At 56.4% G+C, this 25041-nt stretch carries 24 protein-coding genes and 1 other RNA gene; 15 read left to right on the top strand and 10 right to left on the bottom strand.

Annotated elements, in window-relative coordinates; genetic code table 11:
- Positions 1-981 (top strand): O-methyltransferase, encoded by a 981-nt coding sequence (locus HMPREF1153_RS12625; protein WP_009645259.1) that lies wholly within the window; start codon positions 1-3, stop codon positions 979-981.
- On the opposite strand, the gene HMPREF1153_RS12220 is transcribed toward HMPREF1153_RS12625, so the two are convergent.
- Complete coding sequence (locus HMPREF1153_RS12220) at positions 963-2105, bottom strand: DNA cytosine methyltransferase (RefSeq protein ID WP_009645404.1); 1143 nt, start codon at positions 2103-2105, stop codon at positions 963-965. The two genes, HMPREF1153_RS12625 and HMPREF1153_RS12220, sit on opposite strands and share 19 nt — an antisense overlap.
- Positions 2106-2365: 260 nt before the next feature.
- Between HMPREF1153_RS12220 and HMPREF1153_RS02300 the strand changes: the two genes are divergently transcribed.
- Positions 2366-3667: a purple acid phosphatase family protein gene (locus HMPREF1153_RS02300; protein WP_009645256.1), complete on the top strand. Its 1302-nt coding sequence runs from the start codon at positions 2366-2368 to the stop codon at positions 3665-3667.
- A 43-nt stretch (positions 3668-3710) separates the two neighbouring features.
- Here HMPREF1153_RS02300 and HMPREF1153_RS02295 read toward each other — a convergent pair whose 3' ends face one another.
- The 4 genes from HMPREF1153_RS02295 to HMPREF1153_RS02280 all read right to left on the bottom strand — a co-directional run bounded on the left by HMPREF1153_RS02295 (position 3711) and on the right by HMPREF1153_RS02280 (position 5079).
- Positions 3711-3989, bottom strand: coding sequence for a type II toxin-antitoxin system YafQ family toxin (locus HMPREF1153_RS02295; RefSeq protein WP_009645333.1), 279 nt, complete (start codon positions 3987-3989; stop codon positions 3711-3713).
- A 1-nt stretch (position 3990) separates the two neighbouring features.
- On the bottom strand, positions 3991-4260 hold the full coding sequence (locus HMPREF1153_RS02290; protein ID WP_009645354.1) for a type II toxin-antitoxin system RelB/DinJ family antitoxin: 270 nt from the start codon (positions 4258-4260) through the stop codon (positions 3991-3993).
- A gap of 161 nt (positions 4261-4421) precedes the next feature.
- Positions 4422-4652 (bottom strand): type II toxin-antitoxin system MqsA family antitoxin, encoded by a 231-nt coding sequence (locus tag HMPREF1153_RS02285; protein ID WP_009645255.1) that lies wholly within the window; start codon positions 4650-4652, stop codon positions 4422-4424.
- Between the two features lies 1 nt (position 4653).
- Complete coding sequence (locus HMPREF1153_RS02280; RefSeq protein ID WP_083847459.1) at positions 4654-5079, bottom strand: DUF4258 domain-containing protein; 426 nt, start codon at positions 5077-5079, stop codon at positions 4654-4656.
- Between the two features lie 204 nt (positions 5080-5283).
- Here HMPREF1153_RS02280 and HMPREF1153_RS02275 point away from each other — a divergent pair, with 204 nt between their 5' ends.
- The 4 genes from HMPREF1153_RS02275 (at position 5284) to HMPREF1153_RS02260 (ending at position 9097) form a co-directional block, all read left to right on the top strand.
- On the top strand, positions 5284-7113 hold the full coding sequence (locus HMPREF1153_RS02275; RefSeq protein ID WP_009645393.1) for a phosphoethanolamine transferase: 1830 nt from the start codon (positions 5284-5286) through the stop codon (positions 7111-7113).
- Positions 7110-7868, top strand: a complete 759-nt coding sequence (locus HMPREF1153_RS02270; RefSeq protein WP_009645304.1) for a sulfite exporter TauE/SafE family protein — start codon at positions 7110-7112, stop codon at positions 7866-7868. The genes HMPREF1153_RS02275 and HMPREF1153_RS02270 overlap by 4 nt, the downstream gene beginning before the upstream one ends.
- A 113-nt stretch (positions 7869-7981) precedes the next feature.
- Positions 7982-8398 (top strand): hypothetical protein, encoded by a 417-nt coding sequence (locus tag HMPREF1153_RS02265; protein ID WP_009645297.1) that lies wholly within the window; start codon positions 7982-7984, stop codon positions 8396-8398.
- 273 nt (positions 8399-8671) lie between these two features.
- The gene (locus HMPREF1153_RS02260) at positions 8672-9097 is read left to right on the top strand and encodes a Fur family transcriptional regulator (RefSeq protein ID WP_009645384.1); all 426 of its coding nucleotides are present in this window, start codon (positions 8672-8674) and stop codon (positions 9095-9097) included.
- 118 nt (positions 9098-9215) lie between these two features.
- On the opposite strand, the gene HMPREF1153_RS02255 is transcribed toward HMPREF1153_RS02260, so the two are convergent.
- Together HMPREF1153_RS02255 and HMPREF1153_RS02250 are read right to left on the bottom strand one after the other, a co-directional pair.
- A complete protein-coding gene (locus tag HMPREF1153_RS02255) occupies positions 9216-10217 on the bottom strand; it encodes an isocitrate/isopropylmalate dehydrogenase family protein (protein WP_009645387.1) in 1002 nt (333 codons plus the stop codon).
- The gene (locus HMPREF1153_RS02250; RefSeq protein WP_009645299.1) at positions 10218-11558 is read right to left on the bottom strand and encodes a citrate synthase; all 1341 of its coding nucleotides are present in this window, start codon (positions 11556-11558) and stop codon (positions 10218-10220) included. It abuts the gene before it with no gap.
- Positions 11559-11880: 322 nt separating this feature from the next.
- Here HMPREF1153_RS02250 and HMPREF1153_RS02245 point away from each other — a divergent pair, with 322 nt between their 5' ends.
- Positions 11881-13809 carry an aconitate hydratase gene (locus HMPREF1153_RS02245; protein WP_037369525.1) on the top strand — a complete coding sequence of 643 codons (1929 nt, stop codon included), beginning with the start codon at positions 11881-11883 and terminating at the stop codon, positions 13807-13809.
- Positions 13810-13861: 52 nt separating this feature from the next.
- On the opposite strand, the gene HMPREF1153_RS02240 is transcribed toward HMPREF1153_RS02245, so the two are convergent.
- Positions 13862-14803 (bottom strand): Rpn family recombination-promoting nuclease/putative transposase, encoded by a 942-nt coding sequence (locus tag HMPREF1153_RS02240; RefSeq protein ID WP_009645292.1) that lies wholly within the window; start codon positions 14801-14803, stop codon positions 13862-13864.
- Positions 14804-15021: 218 nt separating this feature from the next.
- Between HMPREF1153_RS02240 and HMPREF1153_RS02235 the strand changes: the two genes are divergently transcribed.
- Together HMPREF1153_RS02235 and ssrS are read left to right on the top strand one after the other, a co-directional pair.
- Positions 15022-15375, top strand: coding sequence for a PTS glucitol/sorbitol transporter subunit IIA (locus tag HMPREF1153_RS02235; protein WP_009645371.1), 354 nt, complete (start codon positions 15022-15024; stop codon positions 15373-15375).
- Positions 15376-15449: 74 nt separating this feature from the next.
- A non-coding RNA gene (ssrS, locus tag HMPREF1153_RS12215) (6S RNA) lies at positions 15450-15628 on the top strand.
- A gap of 223 nt (positions 15629-15851) precedes the next feature.
- Here ssrS and HMPREF1153_RS02230 read toward each other — a convergent pair.
- Both HMPREF1153_RS02230 and HMPREF1153_RS02225 read right to left on the bottom strand, forming a co-directional pair.
- The gene (locus tag HMPREF1153_RS02230; protein WP_009645248.1) at positions 15852-17012 is read right to left on the bottom strand and encodes a DNA polymerase IV; all 1161 of its coding nucleotides are present in this window, start codon (positions 17010-17012) and stop codon (positions 15852-15854) included.
- Positions 17013-17083: 71 nt separating this feature from the next.
- Positions 17084-20359: a DEAD/DEAH box helicase gene (locus HMPREF1153_RS02225; RefSeq protein WP_009645283.1), complete on the bottom strand. Its 3276-nt coding sequence runs from the start codon at positions 20357-20359 to the stop codon at positions 17084-17086.
- A 378-nt stretch (positions 20360-20737) separates the two neighbouring features.
- Between HMPREF1153_RS02225 and HMPREF1153_RS02220 the strand changes: the two genes are divergently transcribed.
- The 6 genes from HMPREF1153_RS02220 (at position 20738) to HMPREF1153_RS02195 (ending at position 25034) form a co-directional block, all read left to right on the top strand.
- The gene (locus HMPREF1153_RS02220) at positions 20738-21817 is read left to right on the top strand and encodes a glycosyltransferase family 9 protein (protein ID WP_009645260.1); all 1080 of its coding nucleotides are present in this window, start codon (positions 20738-20740) and stop codon (positions 21815-21817) included.
- A 57-nt stretch (positions 21818-21874) separates the two neighbouring features.
- Positions 21875-22198 (top strand): hypothetical protein, encoded by a 324-nt coding sequence (locus HMPREF1153_RS02215; RefSeq protein ID WP_156810531.1) that lies wholly within the window; start codon positions 21875-21877, stop codon positions 22196-22198.
- A 418-nt stretch (positions 22199-22616) separates the two neighbouring features.
- Positions 22617-22970 carry an NADH-quinone oxidoreductase subunit A gene (locus HMPREF1153_RS02210; protein WP_009645273.1) on the top strand — a complete coding sequence of 118 codons (354 nt, stop codon included), beginning with the start codon at positions 22617-22619 and terminating at the stop codon, positions 22968-22970.
- Entirely contained in the window at positions 22961-23470 is a 510-nt protein-coding gene (locus HMPREF1153_RS02205; protein ID WP_009645382.1) for an NADH-quinone oxidoreductase subunit B, read from the top strand. Before HMPREF1153_RS02210 ends, HMPREF1153_RS02205 begins: the two co-directional genes overlap by 10 nt.
- The gene (locus HMPREF1153_RS02200) at positions 23467-23964 is read left to right on the top strand and encodes an NADH-quinone oxidoreductase subunit C (protein ID WP_009645414.1); all 498 of its coding nucleotides are present in this window, start codon (positions 23467-23469) and stop codon (positions 23962-23964) included. The genes HMPREF1153_RS02205 and HMPREF1153_RS02200 overlap by 4 nt, the downstream gene beginning before the upstream one ends.
- Positions 23937-25034 (top strand): NADH-quinone oxidoreductase subunit D, encoded by a 1098-nt coding sequence (locus HMPREF1153_RS02195; RefSeq protein ID WP_009645320.1) that lies wholly within the window; start codon positions 23937-23939, stop codon positions 25032-25034. The genes HMPREF1153_RS02200 and HMPREF1153_RS02195 overlap by 28 nt, the downstream gene beginning before the upstream one ends.
- Positions 25035-25041 lie beyond the last annotated feature (7 nt).

The raw sequence follows: 25041 nt of genomic DNA, 5'->3' as shown, positions 1-25041 counted from the left end.
GTGCCAAACCAACCGTTTTATCATTTGCGCCCAAATAAAAGTATTGACCGCAGTTTGTTTCTTCAAACACTAATTGGATTAAATGGGAAACTTTCGATAGGGGATTATTGTTATACAGGCTTTGGCTCGTATTTGTTTGATGACTTCAGATTATTACATGAAACACTGAATATTTCTAAAATGATCTCGTTAGAAAAGGATCCGATAGAATTTCAGCGAGCTAGGTTCAATTGTCCGTATAATTGTATTGAGATAAAGAATGTTGGTAGCACAGATTATTTATCTGATTTGATTCTTGATGATGATGACCATAATATTTTCTGGTTAGATTTTGTTGCACCATCTGAACTTGGTGAACAGTTGTCAGATTATGCAACATTGTTGCCCCGACTTAATCCAAATGACGTTGTTAGAATTACTCTAAATGCTCAGCCAGATTCTTTAGGGAAATCAAAGTTTCCGGATGAAATACAAGTTATGCGATTGAAGACGTTAAAAGAACGTGTGCCGGATTCATATTTTCCTGATTGCCTCAATGCTGAACATATGACGCGTACGAATTATCCGTTGGCTCTTTTGCAGATCTTAGAATCTATTACAACTCAGTTACTGGATGATAGACCTCCATATCGTTCTAAATTCATGTTGCCTCTATTTTCAACTGTTTATGCAGATGGCCAACAAATGCTGACATTTACTGGCATCGTATTGGAAAAACATGAGGATGAGTCGATAATAAAAGAGATCTTACGGAATTACCCTCATAATAATTTTTCGTGGCGTTCTCCGTGCCGTATAGTGATTCCTCCGCTCTCAGTACGTGAACTGTCTGAAATAAATAAGTTGTTGCCGAATCCTGATATTCGACAACAACTATTGGATGATTTTCCGTTTGTTTTTTCTAATCAAGACAACAGTATTATAGATAGTTATATAGCTTATTATAAATATTATCCCAACTTTCATAAAGTTAACCTTTGAAAAATTGCTTGTAAAACACGTTCAGAAACGATGGGAGAAACACTATTTCCGATTTGTCTAAAGCTATGCCAAATCGTTTCTGGAAGTTTAAACCAGTCGGGAAAGCCTTGTAGACGTGCGGCTTCACGTGGCGTTATCACACGAGCATATGCGTAATGTATTGGACGAACGGCTTGATAGCTGCCTTTCTCAGGACCTGTTCCTGCTCGAAGGGTTGGACAAAATCCGTCTGGATTTAAACGTGTGGCTTTTGAAATTCGATCTTGTTGCCCATATTTTAATCGGGCGTATCTTTGTTTAACGATTTGCGTATGTTTTGTAGGAAAGAAGCCGTTTACTTCATGATGATGTTCATAATTTTGAATATAATCAGCATTACCTAAGCTCATTGGTCTCATTCCAATTACTCGTTCATAAAAAAATGTTGACTGAATATGCATTAAATCTCGATTGTAATACTCATTTGCGATTTTCCTTATCCCTGTGTCATTTAAGCGATATCGGATATTAGAAGGAAGTCCCTCTAGCGCCTTGCGTACAGTTGTCCTTTGATTAGAGGATACTTTCATTTGCTCAATATCAGCTTTTGTAAACGGTTCTATTCGAGCACTCTTGCGAAATCCTATAAAAAACATGCGAGTTCTTTTTGTGGGTGCGCCATACTCACTGGCATCGATTTTTATAGGGGGTAGGAGATGATAATCGTGAACATGATCAAATGCAGCGTTTCGTATCTGATTGTATTTAGAGTTCATAATTCCGGGAACATTTTCGGCGACAAAAAAGGGTGGATGCACTTCCTTTACCAATTCGAAATATTTTATAAAAAGCGTATTCCGGATATCGTTTACATTTCTATGCCCTATATTGCTAAAGCCTTGGCATGGTGGTCCTCCGATAATGCCATCAAGATGTTCTGCAGAAATTCCCGAAAGAGCTAATAGAGTTTCTCCAGTTAATTCCATGATATCTCGTTGGATGTGTTGACTATTCGGGAAGTTAGTTCTATGTGTAGCGATTGCATGCGGGTCAAGTTCGACAGCAGATATGACAGTGAAACCTGCTCGACTGGCTCCAAGACTTAACCCGCCTGCGCCAGAAAAAAGGTCAATCACGTTTGGCATTGTAGACACCGCCTTCGAGTGAATGGAATCAATAGGCATCGCATATTGCAAATCTGCCTATATATACAGTACTGTGCCCAGTATAACACGAATCAAATATTATTTTCCACATAAAGTTTGTTTGACCTTTTGGCATTTATCGTGTTTAGGATGTGTAGAGGTTCAAAGGTGTACCCATTTCGATGAGTTTATATTGTTGTGATAAACTAAAATTGTAACAGGAATGTCTAAAAAGATATCGACGTTTCAAGGGGAACGACATGGCAAACGATCATCAATTCAACCGCCGCACATTCCTCAAGTTTGCGGGCGGTGCGGCGGTCATCGTGGGTGGTGGCTTTCTGGCGCGGAGATTCGACGTCCTCGGACGGGCGGTGAAGCGGCTCGACAAGATTGCGAATCCGCAAAGAATCGAGGCGGACTTCATCTGTCAGATCATCACGCGCGATCCTTCCGTTTCGCGCACGATCATGTGGCAGTCGGAGGCAGTAGAGAGCGCGGCGGCTGTTGAGTGGCGCGAGGTGGATGCGCAGGAGGTGCAGCGCGCGGCGGCATCGAACGAGGATTTCACGGATGACGGGTGCGCGGCGGTGCTGCATATGGCGGGCATTGAGGGACTGACGCCGGGCAAGTCCTACGAGTACCGGTTGGTGAACGGCGAGGAGGCGAGCGAGTGGTGGCCTTTGACGACGCCGGCGGAGCGCGATGGCTTCAAGGCGCTGATCTTCCCCGATTCGCAGTCGAGCGATTATTCGGTCTGGCGAGACGTCGCGCAAGGAGCATGGCAGCGCAACCCCAATGCAGGCTTTTTTGTCAACATGGGCGATCTCGTCGATAACGGCGAGGATCATACGCAGTGGGATGCGTGGCTTTCGGCGGTCGCGCCCATGATCGAGCAGATTCCTTTTGCGCCCGTCATGGGAAATCATGAGACATACGACAGGAATTGGCAAGTACGTTTGCCAAAAGCATATTTGCAGGAGTTCGCCGTGCCGGACAACGGTAGTGAGGCGTTCTCACGCTATTACTATTCGTTTGACTATGGGATGTGCCATTTCGCTGTGCTCAATACGCAGATGGACGAGACGGCGGATTTCAAGCAGGGGCTTTTGGAGGAGCAGCTCTCGTGGCTGCCTGAGGATATGGAAAAGAGCCGCAAGCAGTGGAAAGTCGCGCTCCTGCACAAGGATGTGCTGCAGTACCGCATTCATCAGCGCCCCGAACGCACGGAGGGATTTTCCGACATAGGCGAAGCGTTCATGCCCGTTTTCGATAAGCTCGGCGTCGATCTCGTCCTTACGGCGCATCTGCACACCTATCGCAATCGCGGTCATATCGAGGCATTCCGCCGCTCGGCGAAAGGACCCGTCTACATTCTGACGGGCGTCGCAGGCGATGTGCGCTACCCGAATCTCTGGATCGACCATGCACTCGATGAGGCAGTCGCGCCGCAGCCCGAGACGGACAATTATCTCGTCTTGGAAGCGAAGGATGCGCAGCTCGCCGTCGAGTGCTTCCTGCCCGACGGCACGAGGATCGACCGCGTGGAAGTGGTGAAATAATTGCCGAGAGCATGTTACCTGAAAAAGCGGCTAGGAAAGCGGTTTATTCGCCGAATAAATCAGCATGTGTTCCTGTGGCGGTTGCTGAAAGAATGAGCATGTCCTCATGAATTTGGTATATCAGCAGCCAATCCGGTTCGATATGACATTCGCGGAAGTCCTTCAGATTTCCGCCAAGTGCATGATCTCGATACTGCTCCGGCATGTTCGAGCCTTTTTGCAGCAATTGCAATGTCTTGATAAGCTTGGAGATGTCTTTGCCTCGCTTTTTCACGCGGCGGACATCTCTTTTCATGCGATTCGTATAGACGATCTCGTACATGCTAATCCTCCAGCATGGATGCTACGGCTTCATCGGCTGAATCGAAGGGACCATGCAAGTTGCGGCGTTGGCGGCTGTCCTCGATGGCTTCTTTCAGATCCGCAGGGAGTCCGGTGTGCAGGCGTGCGATGGGGAAGGGGATTCCCTCATGTGCGATGGCGGCTTTGAGGAAGATCTGTATGGCCGTGGACGTGTCAAGGCCGAGGCTGAAGAACAGCCGATCGGCATCTTCCTTGACGGCATCGTCTACGTTGATTTGAAGAGTCGTCATGATAGTACCATCCTTTCTTTCATGTCGCACCGCAGCCCGAGACGGACAATTATCTCGTCTTGGAAGCGAAGGATGCGCAGCTCGCCGTCGAGTGCTTCCTGCCCGACGGCACGAGGATCGACCGCGTGGAAGTGGCGAATTGATGCTCTTGGCCGTACAGCTTATGCGGCGCTCGTATAGTCCATAATGAAGATTTTGCTGGCGACTTTTTTCAAGCCTTCCAAGATGTCGTCGATTCTTTCCATCACGGAGGCGGCATAAAGTGTTTCGCCGCATTGTTCGCATTTCCAACAGGGAACTTTTTCGATGATGATATAGCAGTTTTCAAGCTGGGTGAAATATGTTGCAGTGGATTCTTTCATCGTGCCGGTCTTGCAAAGCAAGCATTTCATTTCAAATATCCTCCTTTCGTGTTTTGTAATCGTTGCTCCATTTCGCTGGATCGGGGAAGTATGCCGTTATGATTCGGCTGGCACTTCCTTCGTCGCTTATCACCACATGGATATAGCGGTTTTCTTTCGTAACTCCTAGAATCAAACAGCTTGGATAGGGATAATCACAAGGGTATTGTTCAATGATCTCTCCTGTCGCAACGGCGGTTCGTATGTCTTTTGCCTTGATGTTCCTTAACCTGAAGCGTTCCGCCGCATGTGCTGTTATGAATACGGCATCTTCATCGTAAACTACACGCACAAACGTCCACTTTGTGGACAAAAGTGCGTCGCCCTTACAGAAACCTAGCCAATCGGTCTGCGCCCCTTGGGCTTGACCTCTTGGGGTCTCGTCGTAATGTTTGCGAAGGTTCTTTATGTCAATCATACGCGTCTCCTGCGGAAATCTATGTGGATAGAAAAGACTTTTTTATCATTATAGCAAAAAACGTCCTTATGGAAAATCCTCTTGACGAAAGCGGAGGCTTTCCCTATACTTAGAAGAACATGGGGGAGTCCGTTTCGACCTTTGACAATGCGGTGCGGCGGCTCTTTTCCCAAATTACAACATAGACAAAGGATGCGGTTTTCCATGCGGTTTTCCATAGAGGAGAAGAACGAGGGCATGCAGTATGTCGTAGCGGCTTTCGTTTTTTATTTTGCGCTCGTTTCTTTCTACATCAATATCGGCGAGGACATGACGCCGGCCAATTATCTGCCGTGGCTTCTGCCCGTGATCGGCGCTCTCGTACTCTTCCAGTACGGCGCACGAAAGCGGCTCTTTTCGCTGAATCACGCGCCGCATCTTTTCGCGGGCATCTTGTGGTGCGTGACGTTCCCGCTTCTTTACTCGTGGTCGTACGCTACGCCGTGGTACGTCTCGCTCATACGACTCGACTTTCTGTGCGGTACGGGAATCTTCCTCTTGCTCGCATCCTGGCAGTCGCTGGCATTTTCCTACGGGAAGCTCTTGCGCCCCGTCGCCGCGCTCTTTGCCGCGCTCGACTTCGTGTGCCTTGCGATTCCCTTCGTGCAGATCGTCTACTTCTCGATTTATCAGCATTGTCTGACGCCTGCATCGCTCATGGCGCTCTATCTGACGAATCCCGACGAGAGCGTTGATTTCCTTGAGGCGATGCTCGGCATCCCCGCACTGATTGGTATCGTCATCGCTTTTCTCGCCTTCCTGTGGCTTTGCTATCGAGGCAACATGCGCCAAGCGCGTCATCTGGCGGCACATCCGCTGACGGCGGGCAAGCGGGCGGCTCTCTTCCTGCTCGGCTGCGTCCTCGGCGTCTACATTCCGTTCTTTGTCTTGCCGGAGACGTCGATCGCGCTGAGCTGGAAGGAGGTTTCCGACTACGTCGCCGAGACGCAGGAGTACAGCGCCTACTATGACGAGCGTTTCGCCGGACTCAAGCTCGATACGCCCGAGGACACGCTTGCCGCCAAGGCGCCGGGCACGGTGATCGTCGTCATCGGCGAATCGGCGTCGCGCACGTTCATGAAGGCGTACACGCCGACGTTCCCTTACGATGATACGCCGTGGCTCGCCGCACGCATGGAAGATCCCGATTTCGTCGTCTTCCGCCACGCCTATTCGTGCTGGTCACAGACGGTGCCTGTCTTGCAGCGTGCACTGACGGAACAGAGCCAGTACAACGACAAGGAATTCTACAACTCGACATCGCTCATCGATGTGGCGAAGAAGGCGGGCTACGATACGTACTGGTTCAGCAACCAGGGGCGCTACGGGCAGTACGACAGCGCCATCACGCTCGTCGCGAAGACGGCGGACCGCGCGGAGTGGGTCGATGACTCGTACCTCTTCACGGAGAAGTACGACGAGAATCTTCTGCAGTATCTGACCGAGATCGACGGCTCGAAGAACAACTTCATCGTGCTGCACATCATGGGCAGCCACATCTACTACAACAACCGCTATCCCGCCTCGTTCGAGCGCTGGATCAATGCGGCGGGCGGCGCAGGAACGAATGCTGAGTCGTATGCGAACAGCATCCTCTACACGGACGACAATTTGCGGCGCATCTTCGAGTACGCGCGGGACAATCTGAACCTGCAGGCGATGGTCTACTTCTCCGATCACGGCGAGGACTTGGTGATTTCGCACAATCCCGACGTGTTCAACTTCCACATGGTGCGCATCCCGATGTTCGTATACATGTCGCCCGCCTGCCAGGCGGCGGAGCCTGCGGTCGCGGAGGCCTTGAGGGGACATGAGAGCCAGTACTTCACGAACGACATGATTTACGACACGGTTGCCGGCATCTTGCATGCGCAGTCGAACCATTACGATGCGACGCAGGACTTCTCTTCGAGCGCCTATCGCTTCACGCGCGACAATCTGACGACGATGCTCGGGCAGCACGCGCTGACGGAGGATGTGGAGGAAGGAAAGTGATTTTCTTCTCGATGCTGATCTTGGGGGCGCTCATCGGCTTCGTCGGCGCGGGCGGCGCGGGCGTCGTCATCACGCTCCTGACCGTCGGCTTCGGCGTGCCGATCCATACGGCGCTCGGCGTCGCGCTCGCCTCGATGCTCTTCACGATGCTCTCGGGCGCCATCAGCCATTTCCGCGAGGGCGAAGTCGTCGTCAAGACGGGTGCTGTGCTCGGCGCGGGCGGCGTCCTCGGCGCACTCTTGGGCGCGGAGGTGTCGAACGTGATGCCGTCCGAGGAGCTTGGCTTTCTGACGGCGCTGATGCTGCTCCTGTCGGCATTCACGCTCTACATGAAGGTCTATCGAGCCGAGTTTCTCGACCGCATCTTCCATGTGCGCGGCGAGCTTCTTGCGGGCAGGAAACTCGTCGTCTACGGACTGACGCTCGGCTTCGTCAACGGCTTCCTGTCGGGTGCGTTCGGCATCGGGGCGGCGGCCTTCATCCAGCTCACGCTGCTCTGCGTCTTCGGCGTGCCGCTCCTGCAGTCGATCGGCACATGTATGATGGTCATTTTGCCGATTTCGGCGGCGGGCGGTCTCGGCTACATGATGAACGGACGGCTCGATCTCGACATCTTCGTGCAGACGCTTCTCGGGCTGATGATTGGGGCTTTCGTCGGAGCAAAATGCACACACCTCGCGCCGCGCCCCTTATTGAAAGCTGCTATCGTTGGAATGCCGACGATCGGCGGTTTCGTCATGCTGTTCTTCCGTTGAAATACCGCTGTTTTTCCATCGCGTAGGGAAAATAGCGGCTTTTTATTATTTCATCCCCAAATATTCTGGACTAGGGAGAAAAGTCGTGGTATAATAACATCGGAGGGAAAGAAATGAAAGATAGCACAAATTTGCGCGAATGGACGCGTCACGATATAGAAAATTTGGATGAAAATGTCCGTCGTGTGAGCGAGCGCCTGGCGAGCGGCGAGGCAAAGCTGGCAGAGATCGACGAGAAGCTGGCGGAGTTCGATGCACATTTCGCGGCGCTCGACCGCCGCTTCGCCGAGCTGAACGCACGCTTCGAGGCGTTCAATGCGCGTTACGAGGCGGCGAGCGGGCAGATTTCGGAACTCGAAAAAGAGACGCAGGAAGCGTGCCGCATGACGCAGGAGGTGCGCCGCAGTACGGCCTACATCAACGCGCGTCTGGAAGCCTTGGAAATGGCGGCGATGGCGGTAGACCTCGCGCCACGCCGCGAGGTGCTCAAGGTGCTGCAGGTGACAGGCGGCAAGGAAACGATGAATTGATTTCCTGTGGGATTCGAGTGTTCATATGACAGGAAGAGAGACGGAGACTGTGCATAAGTCGGCTTGTGCACAGTCTTTTTATTTGCAAGAAGCATGAAATTATTGACAAAAGCACTTTCTTGCGCTAAAATAAACTTAGTGAGATTGCTTTTTAACGACGATTCATTGTTAGAAAAAAGAATCTAAGAAAGCAGTCTTTGAGGAACGAGGCTTTTCCGCGGGCGGCTCTTGCGTTCGCACTCGGATGTGCCTGTGTGCAAGGAGGAGAACATCATGGTGATGCAGGAAGTGACGACGCTGCTGCGCGAGAAGGGGTTCAAGGTGACGCCGCAGAGGCTTGCTGTTTACGACGTGCTCTGTCATACGAAGGCGCATCCGACGGCGGATATGATCTACGGCGAATTGCAGCCGACGTATCCGACGATGAGCTTGGCGACGGTCTACAAGACGCTCGATATTCTGAGCAAGGTCGGTCTGGTGCAGGTCTTGAATGTTGGAGAGGAGAGCTTCCGCTACGATGCGAACACGACGAGCCATCCGCATATCTGCTGCGTGAGCTGTGGTCGTGTGGACGATGTCTACAAGGCGGATACGGGCGATCTAGTCGAGCAGGTGGAGAACGAGACGGGCTACGCCGTTTCGGGCAAGCAGCTGTATTTCTACGGCATGTGTCCCGCCTGCCGCAAGGCAGCGCATTGAGCATAGGGCAGCCAAAAAGAAAACCGCAGTCACCCTTTCGGGATGGCTGCGGTTTTTCTGTACGAGGCGTCGGTTCATGCGCCGGCTTTGATGCATGGAACGGCTTCTCTTTTTCTCTTCAAAGCTTTTCAACGATCGCTTTCGTGTATTCGTGCGTCGTCGCCGTGCCGCCGAGGTCGGGGGTCAGGCTCTTCGCTTCCTTGAGCGTTGCGTCGACGGCGCGGCGGATGCGGGCGGCTGTCTCGTTGTCGTCGAGGTGTTCGAGCATCATGCAGGCGGACCACAGAAACGCCGTGGGGTTCGCGATGCCTTTGCCCGCGATGTCGGGCGCACTGCCGTGCACGGCTTCGAACATCGCCAAACGATCGCCGATGTTGCTCGACGGCAGGAGGCCGAGGCCGCCGATGAGTCCGCTCGTGAGATCGGACACGATGTCGCCGTAGAGGTTCGGCATGACCATGATGTCGAAGTTTTCGGGGTGCATGACGAGCATCATGCAGACGGCGTCGACCATCTTGTCGTCGGCTTCGATGGCAGGAAATTCCTTGGCGACTTCGTAGAAGACGGAGCGGAAGAGTCCGTCCGAGAGCTTCATGATGTTTGCCTTGTGGACGCACGTGACCTTCTTTCGCCCATGCGCTTCGGCGTAGCGGAAGGCGGCGCGGCAGATTCGCTCGCTCTTCTCGCGCGTGATGATCTTCGTCGCGTGCATGGTATTTTCGTCGATTTCTTCCTCGACGCCGACATAGAGGTCTTCCGTGTTCTCGCGGAAGGTGATGAGGTCGACATGCGGGAAGGGCGTTCTGACGGCTTCGTTTGACTTCGCGGGGCGGATGTTCGCATAGAGGTCGTACTTCGTGCGAAGCGTGACGTTGAGCGAACGGAAGCCCTTGCCGACGGGCGTCGTGATGGGGGATTTCAAAAGGACGTGCGTCTTTTCAAAGGAGGCGAGTCCGGCTGCCGGAATCAGTGCGCCGTTTCGCTCGTACTCTGCTTCGCCGACGTTAAAGATTTCGTATGCGAGGTTTGCGCCCGCCTTTTCCAGGATTTCGAGGACGGCGTCCGTGATTTCGGGGCCGATGCCGTCGCCTTTGAATACGGTGATGGTGTTCTTCGTCATTCAGCGTTCCTCCCTCGGCACATAGTCTACCATCGTGCCGACGTACTTGGCGGCGGGGCGCACGATGCGGTTGTCGTAGAGCTTGTGCTCGACGTTGTGCGCGATCCAGCCCGCCGTGCGCGAGAGCACGAAGAGCGGCGTGAAGAGATCGCGCGGGATGCCGAGGATCTCGTAGGCGAGGCCGCTGTAGAAGTCGATGTTGCTCGACATGCTCACGCCTTTCTTCTCGCTCAGATAGCGTTTGGCGACGCGCTCAAAGCGCACGAAGAAGTCGAATTTTCTTTCGACGCCCTTCTTCGCCGCGAGCCTGCCGATATGATCGCGGATGACTTCGGCACGCGGGTCGGACAGCGTGTAGACGGCATGGCCGATGCCGTAGACGAGTCCCGAGGGATTGTCGAGTTCCTTGTTCAGCAGACGCTCGATGACGCGCTCGATGGCGGCGTCGTCGGCATCGAGTCCGACAGCTTCGATGACCTTGTCCATCATGTTGGCGACGCGCACGTTGGCGCCGCCGTGGCGCGGGCCTTTCAGCGAGCCGATGGAGCTGGCGATTGCCGAGTAGAGGTCGGTGTCGGTCGAGGAGACGACGACGTTTGTAAAGGTCGAGTTCGTGCCGCCGCCGTGGTCGGCGTGCAAAAGGAGCAGGATGTCCAAGAGACGCGCTTCGTCCGGCGTGAACTTGCCGTCGAGGCGCAGCATGGAAAGGATGTTTTCGGCGGTCGAGAAGCCCTGCTGCGGATAGTGCAGCACGAGACTCTCGCGGCCGAAGTAGTGCGTCTTGGCGTTGTAGGTGTAGCACGCGATGGACGGCAGCTTCGCCATGAGGTTGACGCCCTTGATGAGCGTCCGATAGACGTCGGTCGCGTCCGGGTCGGGGTCGTAGTTGTAGAGCGCGAGGATCGACTGCTGGAGCTGGTTCATGAGGTTCTTGCCCGGATGGTGCAGCAGGTGCGTTTCGAGGAAGCCTTCGGGCAGTTCGTAGCCTTCCTTGAGGCTCTGACAGTAGCGCCGAAGGTCGTCTTCCGACGGCAGGTAGCCGAAGAGCAGCAGGAAGCACGCTTCTTCGTAGAGATAGGAAGAGCGGGCGGCGGAATTGACGAGATCCATGACGTTGATGCCGCGATAGAACAGTTCGCCGTCGGCGTCGACCTTGTGGCCGTCGTCGTCGACCTTGTAGCCGACGACGTCGGCGACGCGCGTCAGGCCGATTAAGACGCCCGTCTTGTCCTCGTTTCTGAGGCCGCGCTTGACGTTGTATTTTTTGAAGAGATCTTTGGCGATCGTCGTGTAGTTCTGCGACTTGCCGTAAAATTGCGCGAGATGGATTGCCTTGTCCATGGCAATGTCCCCTTTCAGATGAACAGCTTGGATTGACCATGCTCACGGAAATGGTCTTTCCGAAAAGCACAAATGCATTATAGCACGCAGTTCAAATATATAAAATGGGTTATTGCTCCTATAATAAAATTTGCATAGAAGTGTTGACGCTTGCGCCGCTTTGTGATAACTTAACGGAGGGTAGTGTCGGATTCGTCGCTGATTCCCAAGGGAAGGCGGCGCATGACCGCCGCTTTCCCACGAGGTGGAAAAAGGAGGCGGCTTTGCCGAGGCTTGCGCGTGGCGCACCTTGCGGCGGGGCGGCGGCAAAGGGAGTGTCTTTATGACGGCAAAAGCGTTGACATTGACGGAAAAGATCCTGCACGAGCATCTCGTGACGGGCGAGATGAAAAAGGGAGCGCCGATCGGCATACGCATCGACCAGACGCTGACGCAGGATGCGACGGGCACGATGGCGTACCTGCAGCTTGAGGCGATGGGCGTCGATCAGGTCAAGACGGAGCTTTCCGTCAGCTATGTCGACCACAACACCTTGCAGAGCGGCTTCGAGAACGCCGACGATCACAAGTATCTGCAGACGGTCGCGAAGAAGCACGGCGTATTCTTCTCGCGCCCCGGCAACGGCATCTGTCATCAGGTGCACCTTGAGCGCTTCGGAAGGCCGGGCGCGACGCTCCTCGGCAGCGATTCGCACACGCCGACGGGCGGCGGCATCGGCATGCTTGCGATCGGCGCGGGCGGTCTCGATGTCGCGTGCGCGATGGCGGGCGAGCCGTTCATGCTGAACATGCCGCGCGTCGTCGAGGTGCGGCTGACGGGCGCTCTTCAAAAGGGCGTGAGCGCCAAGGACATCATCTTGAAGGTGCTTTCCATGCTCACGGTCAAGGGCGGCATCGGCAAGGTCATCGAGTATACGGGCGACGGCGTGAGGACGCTTTCCGTGCCCGAGCGCGCGACGATCACGAACATGGGCGCGGAGCTTGGCGCGACGACGTCGGTCTTTCCGAGCGACGAGGTGACGCGCGAATTTTTGCGCCGCGAAGGGCGCGAAGATGTGTTCCGCGCACTCGCTGCCGATGCGGGCGCGGTCTACGATGAGCGTTATGACATCGACCTTGCGGCGCTCGAACCGTTGATCGCTTTGCCGCACATGCCCGACGTCGTCAAGACGGTGCGCGAGGTCGCGGGGCAGCCGATTGACCAGGTCGCCATCGGCAGCTGCACGAATTCGTCGTATCGCGACATCATGACGGTGGCGTCCATCTTGGACGGCAAGCGCGTCGCGCAGAACGTCTCGCTCGTCTTGTCGCCCGGCTCGCGCCAGGTGCTCTCCATGGTCGCGGAAGCGGGCGGCCTCGCCAAGATCCTCGCGGCGGGCGCGCGCCTCCTCGAGTGCACGTGCGGTCCCTGCATCGGTATGGGGCAGTCGCCCGTGACGAATGCGTGGTCGCTGCGCACGTTCAACCGCAATTTCAAGGGTAGGAGCGGCACGCTCAGCGCGAACGTCTGTCTCGTCTCGCCTGAGACGGCGGCGGCAAGCGCCGTCTTAGGCGTCATCACCGATCCGCGCGAAGCCGACTTTGAGCTGCCCGCTGAGCCGCAAGCGTTCCTCGTCGATGACTCGATGATCTATGCGCCCGAGCGCGAGCATCCCGAGAGCGTCGAGGTCGTGCAGGGGCCGAACATCCGCCCGCTGCCCGAGAACACGCCGCTCGCAGCTGCGATCGAGAAGGAAGTCGTCATCAAGGTCGGCGACAATATCACGACCGACCACATCATGCCGGCGGGCGCGAAGGTTCTGCCGTACCGCTCGAACATCGAGAAGATTTCCGAGTTCGTCTTTCGCGACGTGCAGGAGGGATTCAAGGCGCATTGCCAGAAGGCGGGCGGCGGCATCATCGTCGCGGGCGAGAACTACGGACAGGGTTCGAGCCGTGAGCACGCGGCGCTCGCGCCGATGTATCTGGGAATCAAGGCGGTTCTGGCCAAGAGCTTTGCGCGCATCCACGCGGCGAACCTCGTGAACTTCGGCATCGTGCCGCTGCTCTTCGACGAGGCGGCGGACTACGAGACGATCGACGAGGGCGACGTGCTCTTCCTCGACTTCTCCGCGCTCGCGCCAGATGCGCCCGTCCGCGTGGAGAACCGCACGAAGAAGCGGAGCTTCAGCACGCACCACGCGCTCTCGGCGCTCGACATCGAGATGCTGAAAGCGGGCGGCAAGCTCAACTATATCAAGAACAAGCAGTAACGCAGAAAAACGTCCAAGAGGCAGGCACTCTTGGACGTTTTTGCGTTTAGCATTATTCAATGCGGTATTTTTCAAAAAGGCGTTTTCTTACCGCTTCGTTGTTGGACGCTTCGCGCGCTTCTTCGATTTTCCCTGCTTCAAGGAGCAGGGACATGAGACGCGTGACACGGCTTTCGCCCCGCGCTTCCCCCCGCGCTTCGCCCCGTGCTTCGCCCCGTGCTTCGCCTCGTGCCTCACCTTCCTCGGCGGCAGCCTGTAGACTGGAACGATAGTCCATGATCGCCATTTGCCGATTGACGTAACGAAGATACTCGTCCGGATTGCACAGGAAAAGCTTTTCCGCTTCCATCGCTTCTTTGATTGCAGGTTCGCTCATGGCCAATTCCTCCCTTTCCAGATCTGTGAGTTTGTTTGCAAAGTATGCAAGCCAACGCTCCATTTTTGATAATTCGCCGATCTTTTTTTGCGGAGCTTTTATATACTTTGGAATTTCTATAAAATGCAGTTCCATGTCCTTGTTCAGCCGGTCACCTGTTTTGGGATTGTAGATACTGTACATCGCTACCGGTTCCGACTGCGGCAACAGCTCAAATGCAAGGAGGTTGATCGTAATAGCAGGGCGCAGGACGCGATAACCTTCACCGCGCGAAAGAGAAAGAAGGTACAAGCGCGCCCAGTAGAACAACGTGCGGCGCTGCATATCGTTATAATTAATGACCTGTACTTCTACATCGACCAGTTCGCCCGTATCAAGCTCGCAGGCAATGTCCAGACGCGACAGTTTTCCGCCATCGGCGTCAGGCGGCATCTCCGTTTGCCGAAACGTAATCTCACGGATCTCATGCTCCAACGATTCTTGCAGCACGGCATTCAGAAAATCAATGGTGATCTGCTTGCGTTCCTCTTTGCCGAAGATAAATTTGAAAGCAACATCGTTCATCGGATCGAAGCGCTGTTGCTCGAATGCTTGGAAAATCTGTGCTTTCTTTGACATTTTTCCTCCTTCCATTCAGGTGGAGAGCCAGTTGCTCTTTTTCATATTATAGCATATCTTTTCGGAGCAAGGCAGGGAATTATTTAGCACAGAATATGGTTTGCTTTATCCGGCGCAGCTGAAAAACGAATGGCGAGCAGCAGTCCTAGTCAGTCCCAGCATTTTGTGATATACTGGAAATACGATAGAGAGTCGTGTTGCTGGGAGGAGACTGAGACATGAAATACGACGTCACGATCACGAATATCGGCAGCCTTGCGCCGAACTTCTTGGAGAATAGTTCAAGCATCATCTTGCTTGACGAGGGTGTGCGCCCGAACCTTACGGAGATGGTCGTCGAGCATACGGCGGGAGAGCTGACGGACGATGTCAAGGTCGGCGACACGCTGACGATGGGGGCGAAGAGGAAGTACAAGGTCGTCTCCGTTGGCGAGGCGGTCAATGAGAACCTTCGAAAGGACGGCCACTGCACGATCGTCATCAACGCCGAAGGCTCGATGCCCGGACAGCTCATCGTCAAGGGCAGCCTGCCGCCGCGCCTCAACTTGGGCGACAAGATCACGATCGAGTGAGAAATATGAAAGGAAATTCCTTTGTCAAGGCTTGCGCCGAGAAAAAGGTTATGCTATGATATGTTCAAAGCAGAAGTTGCCTGAGGTGCACGTGAGCTTTTCATTATGTCTAACCTACAGTTTTCTAAGGGAATCCGGCTAGGCTTGCGGATGCTGGATCGCCTTCGAGCGAATAGCAGAAACAAGACTCAAGATGCCCACCTGCGAGTCGCAGGTTTTAGACATATAAAGCAAACGACATTTTGGACATCTGCTTTGAAAAGGGGTCGCTAGAAGATTTAATGGCTGGTGGTCTCTTTTCGCCTTGTGTGGAGTCTGTAAAGCAGCCTTTCCAGTCGGATGCTTTACAGGCTCTATGCTTTTTTGTGTAGCTTAGCGCGAATCCCCAGGAGGTCGAGCTGAAGGTGTAGGATAATTTGCGAGGTTTTGCTAAGAGCGATGCACAATGGCCGCGAAGCGGACGTTGGTGCGGGCATCTACTCTTTCTGCGGATTTTTGTCGATGAGCGGCGCTTTGGTGATGATGCTTTCACCGAAGCGCTTTTTCAGTGCGTCGATTGCGCCGTAGAGGCGCTCTTTTTTTTCGTCGCGAAAGAGCGATGGCAGGGCGCTCGGCTCGAAGTTTTCGCCCGTGACGCCGAGGAGGCGAATGCCGCTCTTGATGCCAAGCTCGCGGAAGAGGTCGCGCGCCGTCCGGAAGATCGGCTCGTCGTGCGCAGTTGCCTCAAAGAGCGTGCGGCTGCGCGTGAAGGTCGTGAAGTCGGCGCGGCGCACCTTGAGCTGGATCGTGCGTGCGGCGACGCCTGCGAGGCGCAGCCGCCAGCCGACCTTTTCGGCGAGCGAGAGAAGCTCGCGCTCGGCTTCTTCAGCGCTTTCGAGGTCGCGCTCGAAGGTCACTTCCTTGCCGATGGATTTCGCCTCGCGGTCAGGCTCGACGCGCCGCTCGTCGCGCCCGAAGGAAAGTTCCTTCAAGGCATGCGCCGCGCGTCTGCCAAGGCTGCGTGCGAGCTTCTTCTCGTCGGCTTTTTGCACCTCGCCGATGGTCTTGATGCCCTGCGCGAGGAGTTTTTCTTCCGTGCGCCTGCCGACGCCCCAGAGGCGGCGCACGGGAAGCGGTGCGATGCGTCGGACGGCGTCTTCTGCGCGAATCTCGACGAGTCCGTCGGGCTTTTCGAGGTCGCTCGCGAGCTTGGCGAGGAACTTGTTCGGCGCGATGCCGACGGAGGCGACGAGTGCGGTTTTTTCGCGGATTTCCGCCTTGAGTCTTTGGGCGAGGACGCGCGGGCTGGGCGCGAGAAGCCCCATGCCCGTGACGTCGAGGAAGGCTTCGTCGATGGAAAGCGGCTCGACGAGCGGCGAGTAGCGCGAGAAGATGGCGAAGATTTCGGCGGAGACGGCGCGATAGAGCGCGTAGTTTCCCTGTACGAAGATCCCGTCGGGACAGCGGCGGCGCGCCGTCTCCATAGGCATGGCCGAGTGTACGCCGCTTCGGCGCGCTTCGTAGGAGGCGGTCGCGACGACGCCGCGCGAAGAAAGCCCGCCGACGATGACGGGCTTTCCTCTGTATTCGGGGTGCTCACGCTGCTCGACGGCGGCGAAGAAGGCGTCCATATCGACGTGAAGAATCGTGCGCTGCATTTTATTCGCCTCCCTGTGCGTTGTGCGGGAAAAGGGAAATCGGAGAGGCTTTTCGGCTTTCCCGATTCATTTTATTGGAAAAGGGCGGTGATTTCCTCCTCCGACAGCTTTGAGAGGAAGTTCTCGCCGGGCTGGATCATCTGGTCGATCAGCGCCTTCTTCTTTTCCTGCAATTCGTAGATCTTTTCTTCGATCGTGTCCTTCGTGATGAATTTCAGCACCTGCACGTTGTTTTTCTGACCGATGCGGTAGGCGCGGTCGGTCGCCTGATCTTCGACGGCGGGATTCCACCACGGGTCGTAGTGTATGACCATGTCGGCGCCCGTGAGGTTCAGCCCCGTGCCGCCCGCTTTGAGCGAGATGAGGAAGAGCGGCTCTGCGCCTGCGTTGAAGTCGCGCACGCGGCGCATGCGCTCAAGGGCGGGCGTCGAGCCGTCGAGGTAGGCATAGCTGAGATTCATGACGCCGAGGCGCGCGGCGATGTGGCTGAGCATCGTCGTGAACTGCGAGAAGATGAGGATGCGGTGTCCGGCGGCGACGGCGTCGGCGACGACTTCTTCGAGCATGTCGAGCTTGCCCGAGCCGCCCGTGTAATCTTCGAGGAAGAGCGCAGGATCGCAGGCGATCTGGCGAAGGCGCGTGAGAATCGCGAGGATCTTGATGCGCGATTCGCCGAAGCCGTGCGCCTTGAGTTCGGCGGCGAACTCCTTCTTCGCCTGCACGAACCATGCGTGATAGACCTTCCGCTGCTCGTCCGTCATCTCGTTCGTCATCTTGCGCTCGACCTTGTCGGGAAGTTCTTCGAGCACGTCCTTCTTGAGGCGGCGCAGGATGAAAGGCGAGATGTAGCGCAGGAGATCGGCGCTCGCGTGCGGATCTTTGGCGCGTACGATGGGCGTCTCGAACTGCGATTGGAAATGCCTGCGGCTCTTGAGGTAGCCGGGCATGAGGAAGTCGAAGATCGACCACAGTTCGGTCAGACTGTTCTCGATCGGCGTGCCTGTCAGAGCGAAGGCGGCATCCGCCCGGAGCTTTTTTACCGCCTTTGCTGCCTGGGTCGCAGGGTTCTTGATCTGCTGCGCCTCGTCGAGGAAGATATGGCTGAAATGCTCCTTCTCGTAGAGGTCGATGTCACGGCGCAGCATGTGGTACGTCGTGATGATGACGTCGGCGTCCTTCAGAGCGGGCGAAAGAGCCGCCTCGCGTTCCGCCTTTGTGCCGGCGACGATGGAAGCCTTGAGCTCGGGCGCGAACTTTTCGATCTCTTCGAGCCAGTTGTACATCAAAGACGTCGGCGCGACGACGAGGGCGGGCGGCCTCCCTTCCTCGCGGTGCGCGAGCAAAAAGGCGATGACCTGCAGGGTCTTGCCGAGTCCCATGTCGTCGGCGAGGATGCCGCCCAAGCGATAGGCGGCGAGCGTCGAGAGCCACGAGAAGCCCGTCTGCTGGTAGTCGCGCAGCACGCCCTTGAGCGTTTCGGGCGGCTCGATGTCGGCATCGACGGGGTTCTTGATGTCGCGCACGATGCTCTTGAAACGCTTGCTTCGCGCGAGGCGGATGCTCTTGTCCTCCTTGGCGAGCGCGTCTAGGTAGAGCGCTTGGCGAAGCGGCAGGCGGATGTTCTGCACGTCGATCGCCTTCTTGATGCCGGTGCTCTCGATGAAGTCGGCGAGACCTGCGAGCTGCTGGTCGCCGAGCGTCACGAAGGTGCCGTCCTTGAGCCTGTGGTAGACCCTCTTCTCGCGGTACGAGCGCAGCACGCCGATGAGCTCGGCAAAGTCGATATGCGCCGCGTCAAAGGTCACATCGAGGAGGTTTTCGTCGTTGACCGAGACGCCGATCGTCACGGAGGGCATGCGGCGCACGGGCTTTTCGTGGAAGGCGTCGGCGTAGTAGACGTCGGTGATCTTGGAAAGCTCGGGCAAGGCTTCGTCGAGGAAGAGGAAGCTCTGCGCCTCGTCACTCTGCACGAAGCGGCCATCCTTGGGCAGGAAGTCATAGGTGTCGAAGAAGGCGAAGATCGCCGCCTCGCCCGCCGCATCGCGGATGAGGCGGCGGCCGCTAGGCGCTTCCTGTGGCGCTTTGCCCGCGAGCGGGTTGAACTTCATTTCATCGTAGTGAAATTCGAGACGCGCGGCGATGCCGTCCCCGTAGTAGTCGAGGTAGACGGCGGCGGAAAGCGGCATGATCTCGTAGCGTTCGGCGAAGGCGGGCGCGATCTCGACTTCGGCGACCTTCTCGATCTCGGGCAGGATTGTGCTGAAGAAGGCGGGGATGTCCTGCGCGGAGATGGAGAGCGAGCGCGAGGAGCCGAAGGCTTCGAGCAGCGGGTGCAGGGCGGCGGAGAAGGAGGGCGGTACATGGTAGATCGTATCTTCGACGAGCAGGAAGTGCGCGTCGTCGTCCAGATAGCAGACCTCGTCCGTCATCATCATGAGGCGGCCGCTGCCCGACCTCTCGGCAAGTCCCAATTCGAGGGCGGGTGTTCCCTCGACGATCTCGACGGTACGCTCCTCGTGTATGTCCGTCCTTGCTTGAAAGGGGGCATTGGCTTCCTGCATGAGCGAGAGGAAGCGCACGAGTGCGCTCGGCGTGAGCTTGACCGCCTTGCCTTCGAAGATGGTTCCGCTCAGGCGCGCGCCGTATGCGCCGCCGTAGTAGAGGCTGCTCACTTCATCCTTCCAGAGGTCGAGCAGGAAGCGCCAGAGCATCGTCGAGATGCCGGGCGCGAAAGCCGCTGTCTGCGGATCGACAGTCAGTTTCTTGCCGAATTCGATGGGTGTTCCAGCGAGGAAGGAGCGCATGAATTCCTGCATGCTGCGCATGACGTAGAGCCGCTCTCGTCCGATGCGAAACTCCAGCCAGCAGTTGGAGCGGCCGTAGTGGCGCTCGAAGAAGAAGTGCGGCTCAAGGAAGATGGGCGCCTCGCGAAGGGCGGCGGGCAGAAGTTTCTTCGGTGCGTTCAGATGCGCGTGCTTCTTGGCGCGTGCGAAGCAGTCGAAGAGGCGTCCCGTGGGTTTTCGGTACGGCCCGGATGTGGCGGCGCTCTCGCCTTCTTCTTCGAGCTGGCCTGCCTGTATGACCTTCAAGAGTGCGACGACATGCTTGCAGGCGCCGTCGTAGAGGGCGGCAGCGGGGCATGTGCAGTCGTAGGCCTCGATTTTCTCGCCCGTCTTGTCGAGGCGCACGCGCACCTCGTAGTCCTCCGAGCCTTCGACGGTCGCGACGTAGATGGAGGTGCCGGGGCGGCGCAGGAGCTTCGCCACGCGCCCGTCCTTGAAGTAGCGGCAGCCTTTGCGGTATGACATATCGTTGGACAGCTCATGTATGGCAGAGTCTTTGAGCAAGACGATCTCTCCTTTGCGCACGGCGCACGTCTACGGTAAGCTACATGCCCTTACAGAAGCCTGGCCAATCGGTCTGCGCCTTCGGCTCGACCTCTTGGGGCCTCATGGTAAGCTACACGCACAAACGTCCACTTTGTGGACAAAAGTGCGCCGCCCTTACAGAAACCTGGCCAATCGGTCTGCGCCCTTTGGGCTTGACCTCTTGGGGTTTCATGGTAATATAGAAAACGAGAATGGTTTATTGAAGAATGGAAGGAAGCCGCCGTACATCCGCTGGGGCGGCCTATCATATCTTTTCATTATAGCAGACGCAATCGCCGCCGTAAACTTTGCCGCAGACTTCTTTGAACGTATGTTCAGCGAGGCAGGAGGAACATCATGGATCTATCCCGCGCACGCATCCTCATCATACGCTTGAGCGCCATCGGCGACGTGCTTCATGCGACGCCCGTTGCGCGTGCGCTTCGCCGTGCGCTGCCTGCGGCGCATATCGCGTGGCTCGCGAGTCCTCCCGCCGACGAACTTCTCGCCGCATGCCCTGAGATCGACGAGCTGCTCGTCTGGGATAGAAGGCCCTTCGACCGCGCCGTGGCGCACGGGCGCTTTCTGGAGGCTTTTCGCCTGCTCCGTGAGGCTCGCGCGCTTCTCGTGCCGCGCCGCTTTGACATCGCGCTCGACGTGCAGGATCTCCTCTTGACGGGCATTCTCGCGCGTCTTTCGGGTGCGCCGCGCCGCATTGGCGTGCGCGAGCGTCACGAGGGCGCGGGCTTCCTCATGACGGAGAAGGCGCCGAAGATGGCGGAGCCGCACAAGGTGCGCCGCTACCTCGCTTCCCTTGCACCGCTCGGCCTCGCGCATGAGGAAACGCGCATCGCGCTTCAGCTTCCTGCTGCGCTCGCGGGATTCGCCGCGCCCTTTTTCGCCGCACGCGCCATCGCGCCCGATCGCCCGATCTTGCTCGTGAGCCTTTGCACGACGTGGCAGAGCAAGGAGTGGCCGCCCGAGCGCTTCTGCGCCGCGCTCGCTGCTCTTCCGGAAGATGTGCAGATCGTCTTTTTAGGAAGCGGCGCCGATCGCCCCGTCATAGAGGAAGCGAGGAAGACGCTTGAAGCATCATGGCGCGGCAAAGCTGTCTCCGTCGCAGGTGAGACGAGCCTCCTTGAGACGGCGGCGCTGATGAAAGAAGCGACGCTCCTCCTGTGCCCCGACACTGGTCCCCTGCACATCGCCGCCGCCGTCGGCCTGCCGACGCTGAGCCTCTGGGGGCCGACGCGTCCGACGATCTACGGCCCTCTGCACGGACGCAACTTCTTCATCGAGTCGCCGTACCCGTGCGCCCCGTGCTGCAAGACGCGTTGTCCCTCGGGCACGAACGCCTGCATGAAGGCGATCGAAGCGCAGGATGTGGCGAAAAGGCTCGGCGAGGTGTTGGAGATGATGCGGCGGGATAAGGTGTGAAGGCGCAAGGCGTTGATTGCCGTTCCCTTGCATGCGAGAGAGATTTTTTATATAATTTTGGAAGAGATTTGGCGTGATGCGGAAAGGAGAATCCTCATGTTGTACAGCCGACTCTATAAAAATGAAGTGCCATGGTCGTTTTATATAACGAAACAATATGATGATCGTGACGGGGGGGACAATCTTGCGATTCGTGTTGAGCGGGGGGACGATGACAACGCTTTTTCCGAGTGGCGGCTTCCCGATGTCGCCTGTGAGAAATCCTTTGGCTTTTCGGAAGATGATTTGCTCGTCATAGAGAAATTTCTTCAGGACAATGAATCCATTATATGGGATGACTGGCGCAAGGAGATGAGGGAACATGCCAAAAGCCCTGCTTGAATATATGGGGTACTGCATGGTTGCGGGTATTCAAGCGGGCGGAAGTCAAACGATAAGCAAAGAGAATAGATCTGCATGCCGTGTGAGGCATCTTGCGCATAGCGGTGTGAATATGCTGTCTATACGTAGCAAATGTAAGTCGTGTCACCATCGGTACATGAAAAGCCCCCGAGTTGGAGTCGGGGGCTTTTCTCATAAGACAGGGGCTAGTGCCCAGGCTCGTTGCTGTCGTTCCTCCCATCGAGCCGTTTTCTTATGTAATTGGCTATGCCAGCCAGGAGGGAGAGGATAAAGAGACGGCGAAGGAAGAATCGCCGTAATGCTTCTCTTGACAATATTCCTCATAAATCCTATACTAATAGTTATCACGAGCCATTATGATATAACCAATATTTATCAATAAAAAGGGGGAGTTTCTATGGGAGAATTTGGCGGACTCGGGCTCTTTTTCGTCGTGGTGCTTATTTTTCCTTTCCTGGTTCTCGCGCCCGCGCGCATCCTGCAGCCGCGCCAGCCGACGCCGGAGAAGCAGAAGCCGTATGAGTGCGGCGTCGATACGGTCGGATCGAGCGATGTGCAGTACCACGTCGGCTACTTCCGCTACGCGCTCGCGTTCCTCCTCTTCGACGTCGAGGCGGTGTTTCTCTATCCGTGGGCGGTGTCGTTCAATCGGCTCGGACTTTTCGCATTTTTGGAAATGTTTGTCTTTCTTGGAATCTTGGCACTTGGTCTTTGGTATGCATGGAGGAAGGGGGATCTCGCATGGAAGTAGTGGACGTCGTTCCTGCCGCGCTCCGGGAGAATGTGATCGTGACTTCGGTCGATGCGGTGTTCAAGTGGGCGCGCTCGCGCTCGATCTGGCCGCTGGCCTCGGGGCTTGCGTGCTGCGGCATCGAGATGATGGCGACGGCGGCGGCGCGCTTCGACCTCGCGCGCTTTGGCTACGAGGTCTTCCGCGCCTGTCCACGCCAGGCCGACCTCCTGATCGTCGCGGGCACGCTGTCGTGGAAGATGGCGCCGGCTCTCATCCGTCTCTACGAGGAGATGCCCGAGCCGAAGTACGTCATCGCGATGGGCAACTGCAACCTTAATGGCGGGCCTTTCACAGATACCTACTCGACGGTCAAGTGCCTCGATGAAGTGCTTCCTGTAGACATCTATCTGCCGGGCTGCCCGCCGCGTCCTGAGGCGCTGATCGACGCGATGATGAAGCTGCGCGACAAGATTCAGCATCCCGATCTTGCGAAGCGAGCGGGAGGTGAAGCGCGATGAGGACGCGGTATTTTTCCAAGGAGCGACTGACAAAGATTGTCGAGATCTTCCCCAAAGCGACGTTCGACGCGGAAGCGCAAGAGCCTGCGCTCATCGTCACGGCGGCGGACTTTCCCACCGTACTGCGCGCTCTCAAGGAGAGGGAGGGCTTCGACCGCCTCGGCAATCTCACGGCGGTCGACTGGAAAGATCATATCGAGATGGTCTATCATCTCTACAATATGGAAGAGAATGTAAAACTCGAGATGAAAGTCGCGCTCGACAGCGCCGCGCCCGTCATCGAGTCGGCGACATTGCTGTATCCGGGGGCAGAGTTCGAGGAGCGCGAGGTCTACGACCTCATGGGCGTGGAGTTCTTGGGTCATCCCGATCTTCGAAGAATTCTCATGCCCGACAACTATCCCGCGCATCCTCTGCGCAAGGATTTCGTCGCGCCTGTGCCGAAATTGGAGGGAGGAAAGCTCGTATGGCTGGAAAAAGCACCTACATCCTGAACATGGGGCCGCAGCACCCGAGCACGCATGGCGTGCTGCAGGTCGAACTCGAGCTTTCAGGCGAGCGCATCGAGCGCGCGAAGCCGATTGTCGGCTACATCCATCGCGGCATTGAAAAGCTCATGGAGTCACGCACATATGCGCAGAGCCTGCCCTATACGGACAAGCTCGACTACGTTTCGGCGATGAACAACAACCTCGCATGGTGTACGGCGGTGGAGAAGCTCGCGGGCATCCGCGTGCCGCTTCGCGCCGAGTATCTGCGCGTCATCGCGGCGGAATTGAACCGCATCGCGAGTCATCTCGTCTTCATCGGCACGCTTCTCAATGATCTCGGCGCGGCGACGGCCTTCATCTATGCGTTCCGTGACCGCGAGAAGGTGCTCGACCTCTTCGATCTCCTCTGCGGTGCACGCATGTCGACGAGCTACATCCGCTTGGGCGGCGTCTCCTATGATGCGACGGACGAATTCATCAAGAAGACGTTGGAATTTCTCGACTATGTGCCCGAAATGCTCGAAGAATACGACAATCTCATCACGGGCAACGAAATCTTCTATGCGCGCATGAAGGGCGTCTCGCCCATGACGGCGGAGGAGGCGAAGTCCTTGTCGCTGTCGGGTGCGAACCTGCGTGCGACGGGCGTCGCCTACGACATCCGCCGCGTCGAACCGTACTGTGTCTATGACCATCTCGACTTCGAGGTGCCCGTCGGCACGATCGGCGACGACTGGGATCGCTATGAGGTGCGTCTCAAGGAGATGGGCGAGAGCGCGAAGATCATCCGCCAAGCGCTGAAGGATATGCCTGCAGGGGAGTTCAAGAAGAAAGTATCGCCGAATCTTCGCCCGCCGAAAGGATCGGTCTACCACCGCGTCGAGAACACGCGCGGCGAGCTGGGCTTCTACATCGTGAGCGACGGCACGGCGAAGCCTTACCGCGTACATATCCGCCGGCCGTCCTTCGTGAACTTGCAGGCGCTCGATTCCCTGTGCCGCGGCACGCTGATCGCCGACTCCGTTGTCGTCTATTCGACGCTCGACCCGCTGATGGGCGAGGTCGACTGCTAGGGGGTGC

It is taken from the genome of Selenomonas sp. CM52, assembly GCF_000292955.1.
Classification (GTDB): Bacteria; Bacillota; Negativicutes; order Selenomonadales; family Selenomonadaceae; genus Selenomonas.
The sequence above is the reverse complement of the archived record's forward strand: the minus strand, read 5'-3'. Positions and strand labels throughout refer to the sequence as shown.

Excerpts from the sequence above, each read along its gene's own strand:
- HMPREF1153_RS12220 (WP_009645404.1), bottom strand. The coding sequence starts at position 2,105 with ATGCCAAACGTGATTGACCTTTTTTCTGGCGCAGGCGGGTTAAGTCTT.
- HMPREF1153_RS02300 (WP_009645256.1), top strand. The coding sequence starts at position 2,366 with ATGGCAAACGATCATCAATTCAACCGCCGCACATTCCTCAAGTTTGCG.
- HMPREF1153_RS02295 (WP_009645333.1), bottom strand. The coding sequence starts at position 3,989 with ATGTACGAGATCGTCTATACGAATCGCATGAAAAGAGATGTCCGCCGC.
- HMPREF1153_RS02290 (WP_009645354.1), bottom strand. The coding sequence starts at position 4,260 with ATGACGACTCTTCAAATCAACGTAGACGATGCCGTCAAGGAAGATGCC.
- HMPREF1153_RS02285 (WP_009645255.1), bottom strand. The coding sequence starts at position 4,652 with ATGAAATGCTTGCTTTGCAAGACCGGCACGATGAAAGAATCCACTGCA.
- HMPREF1153_RS02280 (WP_083847459.1), bottom strand. The coding sequence starts at position 5,079 with ATGATTGACATAAAGAACCTTCGCAAACATTACGACGAGACCCCAAGA.
- HMPREF1153_RS02275 (WP_009645393.1), top strand. The coding sequence starts at position 5,284 with ATGCGGTTTTCCATAGAGGAGAAGAACGAGGGCATGCAGTATGTCGTA.
- HMPREF1153_RS02265 (WP_009645297.1), top strand. The coding sequence starts at position 7,982 with ATGAAAGATAGCACAAATTTGCGCGAATGGACGCGTCACGATATAGAA.
- HMPREF1153_RS02260 (WP_009645384.1), top strand. The coding sequence starts at position 8,672 with ATGGTGATGCAGGAAGTGACGACGCTGCTGCGCGAGAAGGGGTTCAAG.
- HMPREF1153_RS02255 (WP_009645387.1), bottom strand. The coding sequence starts at position 10,217 with ATGACGAAGAACACCATCACCGTATTCAAAGGCGACGGCATCGGCCCC.
- HMPREF1153_RS02250 (WP_009645299.1), bottom strand. The coding sequence starts at position 11,558 with ATGGACAAGGCAATCCATCTCGCGCAATTTTACGGCAAGTCGCAGAAC.
- HMPREF1153_RS02245 (WP_037369525.1), top strand. The coding sequence starts at position 11,881 with ATGACGGCAAAAGCGTTGACATTGACGGAAAAGATCCTGCACGAGCAT.
- HMPREF1153_RS02240 (WP_009645292.1), bottom strand. The coding sequence starts at position 14,803 with ATGTCAAAGAAAGCACAGATTTTCCAAGCATTCGAGCAACAGCGCTTC.
- HMPREF1153_RS02235 (WP_009645371.1), top strand. The coding sequence starts at position 15,022 with ATGAAATACGACGTCACGATCACGAATATCGGCAGCCTTGCGCCGAAC.
- HMPREF1153_RS02230 (WP_009645248.1), bottom strand. The coding sequence starts at position 17,012 with ATGCAGCGCACGATTCTTCACGTCGATATGGACGCCTTCTTCGCCGCC.
- HMPREF1153_RS02220 (WP_009645260.1), top strand. The coding sequence starts at position 20,738 with ATGGATCTATCCCGCGCACGCATCCTCATCATACGCTTGAGCGCCATC.
- HMPREF1153_RS02210 (WP_009645273.1), top strand. The coding sequence starts at position 22,617 with ATGGGAGAATTTGGCGGACTCGGGCTCTTTTTCGTCGTGGTGCTTATT.
- HMPREF1153_RS02205 (WP_009645382.1), top strand. The coding sequence starts at position 22,961 with ATGGAAGTAGTGGACGTCGTTCCTGCCGCGCTCCGGGAGAATGTGATC.
- HMPREF1153_RS02200 (WP_009645414.1), top strand. The coding sequence starts at position 23,467 with ATGAGGACGCGGTATTTTTCCAAGGAGCGACTGACAAAGATTGTCGAG.
- HMPREF1153_RS02195 (WP_009645320.1), top strand. The coding sequence starts at position 23,937 with ATGGCTGGAAAAAGCACCTACATCCTGAACATGGGGCCGCAGCACCCG.